At 63.1% G+C, this 4,640-nt stretch carries 4 protein-coding genes and 1 pseudogene; all 5 read left to right on the top strand.

The window, feature by feature from the left end:
• Positions 1-52: 52 nt before the first annotated feature.
• Positions 53-304: pseudogene (locus AX690_RS22035) on the top strand (tyrosine-type recombinase/integrase); the annotation flags it as partial.
• Between the two features lie 260 nt (positions 305-564).
• Complete coding sequence (locus tag AX690_RS04285) at positions 565-1,122, top strand: recombinase family protein (protein ID WP_066682044.1); 558 nt, start codon at positions 565-567, stop codon at positions 1,120-1,122.
• A gap of 277 nt (positions 1,123-1,399) precedes the next feature.
• Complete coding sequence (locus AX690_RS04280) at positions 1,400-1,837, top strand: helix-turn-helix domain-containing protein (RefSeq protein ID WP_066682042.1); 438 nt, start codon at positions 1,400-1,402, stop codon at positions 1,835-1,837.
• Positions 1,838-1,885: 48 nt separating this feature from the next.
• Positions 1,886-2,302 carry a hypothetical protein gene (locus AX690_RS04275; RefSeq protein ID WP_197426778.1) on the top strand — a complete coding sequence of 139 codons (417 nt, stop codon included), beginning with the start codon at positions 1,886-1,888 and terminating at the stop codon, positions 2,300-2,302.
• A gap of 142 nt (positions 2,303-2,444) precedes the next feature.
• A complete protein-coding gene (locus tag AX690_RS04270; protein WP_156449563.1) occupies positions 2,445-4,325 on the top strand; it encodes a CHASE3 domain-containing protein in 1,881 nt (626 codons plus the stop codon).
• The last annotated feature ends 315 nt before the right edge of the window (positions 4,326-4,640 follow it).

Genomic DNA, 4,640 nt, shown 5'->3' with positions numbered 1-4,640 from the left:
CGAGATGGAACGCAGAGCGGCTTAACCCCGTCCACTTTTTCGGGGGAAGATCAAGACCTTTCAGCGCGCCTTCAAACGTGCCGTAGAACAAGCAGGCATCACGAAGCCCGCCACACCGCACACCCTCCGCCACTCGTTCGCGACGGCCTTGCTCCGCAGCGGTTACGACATTCGAACCGTGCAGGATCTGCTCGGCCATTCCGACGTCTCTACGACGATGATTTACACGCATGTGCTGAAAGTTGGCGGTGCCGGAGTGCGCTCACCGCTTGATGCGCTGCCGCCCCTCACTAGTGAGAGGTAGGGCAGCGCAAGTCAATCCTGGCGGATTCACTACCCCTGCGCGAAGGCCATCGGTGCCGCATCGAACGGCCGGTTGCGGAAAGTCCTCCCTGCGTCCGCTGATGGCCGGCAGCAGCCCGTCGTTGCCTGATGGATCCAACCCCTCCGCTGCTATAGTGCAGTCGGCTTCTGACGTTCAGTGCAGCCGTCTTCTGAAAACGACAACCAGCCTTAGAGAAAACAATAGCTTGAGCGGCTCATATTATAGTCTCATAATAGGGCATGATTTACGGCTATGCGCGGGTCTCCACGGACGGGCAGGGCGTCTCGGCGCAAATCGATGAACTTCGCTTGGCCGGTTGCCATAAGATCTTCCAAGAGGTCGTCTCCGGGGCGCGAGCTGATCGAGCCCAACTAAAACGGGCGATCGCCGCGCTTGACGCCGGCGACATCCTGTTGGTCATGCGCCTCGACCGGCTTGCGCGCTCGACGCGCGACCTGCTCAACATTCTGGCGGCGATTGCTGAGAAGGGGGCTCAGTTTCGATCCATGCGCGACGCCTGGGCGGATACCACGACCGCGCACGGGCGCCTTATGCTGACGGTTCTCGGCGGCCTTGCCGAGTTCGAGCGCGAACTGATACGGGCGCGGACATCTGAAGGGCGGGCGCGGGCCAGGACGCGAGGCGTAAAGCTTGGCCGGCGCTACAAGCTTTCAGCTGACCAGCGCGCTTTCGTCGCGACTGAGCGCTCAAAGGGCGAAAGCACGCGCCATCTGGCTAAGGTCCTTGGCGTTAGTCGCGCAACGATCGGCAGGATCGCGCCGGAGAGAGACGCGTAGGTGGCGGCGCATTGGGCGTCAACCGCTGATCGAGAAGTGCTCGGGCCCCGTTTTTGTCCGCGCCTTTGCCTGGGGCTGTCTGGCTCGATGGTTAAGTCGCGGCCCCAACCGGTTTTACCGACAGCAAGGACGGGGCGAATGCCCCTCTCCCAGCGGCGCTTAGGTTAGGCGCATTTCGAAGCGTCGTGAGACCAAAGCGAGGACGTGGCCGCCATTTATGGTTTCCGATCGCGGCTGTCTCGCGCATATTCGAAAGCGTGATCGTGCGGGGGCGTACATGAACAAAGACCACCTAGCTCGGCAGCCCAATCCTGTCGATTTGCACGTTGGCATGCGGATCCGCGCGCGCCGCAAAAGCCTTGGCCTTAGCCAGGACAAGTTGGCGATGGCCTTGGGTCTTACATTCCAGCAAGTGCAAAAATACGAACGCGGCGCTAACCGCATCAGCGCCTCGAAGCTTTATGAAGCCGCCAGAATCCTTGGTGTCCCGATCCCTTTTTTCTTCGAGGGGCTGCCGGTGTTGGTCGACGATGACGCCGCGCACTCGGCTGGACAGGGCCTCGGAGACGCCTTCACCCGGTTCATGGCGACCCAAGGCGCGCTCGAGCTGGCCGAACTCTTTCCCCGGATCTCCAACGCCAAGATCCGCCGCCACGTGGTGGGCATGTGCAAGGCGATGGCTGATGTAGGGGATCAGAATGCCAAGGTCGCATGATCTTGGGCGGATTTCCCGCAGGCGCAGTGTGGAACCTTAACTACAGGCATGCGCCCGGCCGAAGACACCTGCGCACCAGACGAGGCCAACATGCGCGCCGGCGTGCGCATCGCGACAGACTATGTGTTGCGCTGGACGGTGACGGCGTTACGCAAACACGATGGCGATATCCTTGAGGCGCTGGTGCTGGCTTGCCTCTCCTGCGCCGACACGCCAATCCTCGGCGCCGAACACGGGCTGCGCCCGCTGAGGATTAATCAGGTCGCCGCCTCCTTGCATCTGCCTATGGAGACAGTTCGGCGACGCTTCATCGCCCTCCAGGATAAGGGGTTCATCCGGCAGACCAAAGAGGGATACGTCATCGCACCCCTGGAGCGTGACGCCTCGCTCGAACAGGCGCTCGCCCATCTCCCCCAAATCCGCCGCCTTCTTCGCGAACTGGCCGCCGTGGGGGTAAAAGTTTAGAGCTTTGACCCTTTCGAGCAGCGCTGTTGCGCCGACGCGCGAGGACCCAGGCTTAGTCGGCCAGGCGTAATCGGCGATATGAAGACTTTACGAACCCTGCCCGCTTGTGGCCTGTCGCTCTAACGCCAGCGCTGGAGCGATCATGTCGATCCGTCGACTTCGTCATCCCGCAACGCTTTTGATCGCGGGCTTCACCCTCCTAGGCGTGGTCGTCCTGGGCGCGCTCGTTCTGACCGAGGCCCAGAGGCGCACCGATGCATGGGTGCGCCATTCCATGCAGGTGCAAACCACGCTTTGGCAGCTTCGCGCGAACGTGCAGGCCGCTGAGACCGGGCAGCGCGGCTATCTCGTCTCGGGCGTCGAAAGCTACTTGAACCCCTACCAGGCGGCGCTTTCCGATATGGAACCGCTTATGGGACGCTTGACCAGCCAGGTCGCGGATAACCCCCGCCAGACGGCTTCGGCCGCGCGGCTCCATGGGTTGATCCAGCAGCGCCTGCGGATCCTGGCGCGAGGGGTCGCGTTGCGCCACGATAAGGGGTTCGAAGCGGCGCGGGACTACCTGCTGGTCAACCGCGGCGATGCCTTGACCGAAGAAATCCGTCGGCAGGTGGCGGGGATGATCGCCGAGGAAGCCCGTCTCCTGGACGTTCGCCAGGATCGTGCGGCGGCGACGCGCACCGCGCTCCAGGCCTCCCTGGTGCTCGGTTTCCTGGGACTGCTTGCTCTGACCTTGACGGCGGTGAGGGCGGCCAACGGCCAGCTTAGGGCGCTGCAAGAAAGCCGAGACGAACTCTCAAGCGCCAACGACCGATTGACGGCGGAGGCTGTCGCGCGGGAAAAGGCCGAATCCCAGGTTCGGCAAATGCAGAAGATGGAGGCCGTCGGACAGCTCACGGGCGGCATTGCTCACGACTTCAACAATATGCTCTCGGTGATCATCGGCAGCCTGGAGATCGCCAAGCGCCGCCTGCGCGGTGAACCCGACCGAGCCGAGGCGTGCATCGACAACGCCATGGACGGCGCCCAGCGGGCGGCGAGCCTGACCGCGCGATTGCTGATCTTCTCGCGACAAGCGCCGCTTGAGCCGCGTCCGCTTGAGCCGACAAAGCTCATCAGCGGCATGTCTGACTTGTTGCGCCGCACGATCGGCGAGCAGATGAATATCGAGGTGGTGCTTGGCGGCGGCACCTGGCCCGTGCACGCCGATCCCCAGCTGCTGGAAAACGCCATTCTCAATCTTTGCGTCAACGCGCGCGACGCCATGCCCGACGGTGGCAGACTGACGATCGAGACCTCGAACACCTCGCTTGACGAGGCCTACGCTCAAGGCAATCTGGAAGTCGTTCCGGGACAGTATGTGCTGATTTCCGTCACCGACACCGGCACGGGCATGGCGCCCGAGATCGTCGATCGCGTGTTTGAACCCTTCTTCACCACCAAGGAGGTCGGGCGGGGGACGGGCCTTGGGCTCAGCCAGGTTTTTGGGTTCGTCAAACAGTCGGGCGGCCACATCAAAATATACTCAGAAGTGGGGGTGGGCACCTCGGTGAAGCTTTACCTGCCGCGCTATCTCGGTGAGGCCACAGCCGCCGCGCCGTTCACGCCACGACCGGTATCACCGCGCGCCAGGCCAGGCGAGACGATCTTGCTCGTGGAAGACGACGAAAACGTCCGCAAGACCACGGGTGAAGCGCTCCAGGACCTGGGCTACGACGTCGTCTTGGCGGCGACAGGCGAAGATGCGATCGCACGCTTTGACGGAGCCTCGCGCATTGATCTGCTGATGACGGACATCGTCATGCCTGGCATGACCGGGCGCGTCCTGGCCGATAGGCTCAGGAGCGATCATCCAAACCTGCACGTGCTTTACATGACCGGCTATACGCGCAATGCCGTCGTCCACAACGGCGTCCTCGATTTTGGCGTCGCCTTCCTCCAAAAGCCCTTCACCCTCGAGCAGCTGTCGCGAAAGGTTCGTGACGTTCTCGACGGGGGCGGTGTCAACCGCCCCGCTCCCTGAGCGCCGAAGCCGCTCCGCCGAGCCTCATCATCAATGTAGCTTGCAAGCTGCACGGGAGCGCGCTTTTCTAAACACTAGCGTCGGGGGCTCTGTTGGGAGACGACGCTTTGACATCGACTGCTTGCGATCTAGACGCCCGAGGCGCTGGGGGCGGGGACGCCGCGGAGGCCGCCAAGGGCGCCGCCCTATCACCCTTGCCCCCGCAGGCCGCCCTCGAGGCCCTACTGGAGCCGTCGACGGCTTTCGCCCCGGGGCTCGCCTGTCCGCCGTCAGCGCCCATGAGACAGATTGAGGGTTCCGTTTAGAGGAGGGTTT

This window comes from Caulobacter sp. CCH9-E1, assembly GCF_001556515.1.
Classification (GTDB): Bacteria; Pseudomonadota; Alphaproteobacteria; order Caulobacterales; family Caulobacteraceae; genus Caulobacter.
This window is presented reverse-complemented; position numbering and strand designations above follow the sequence as displayed.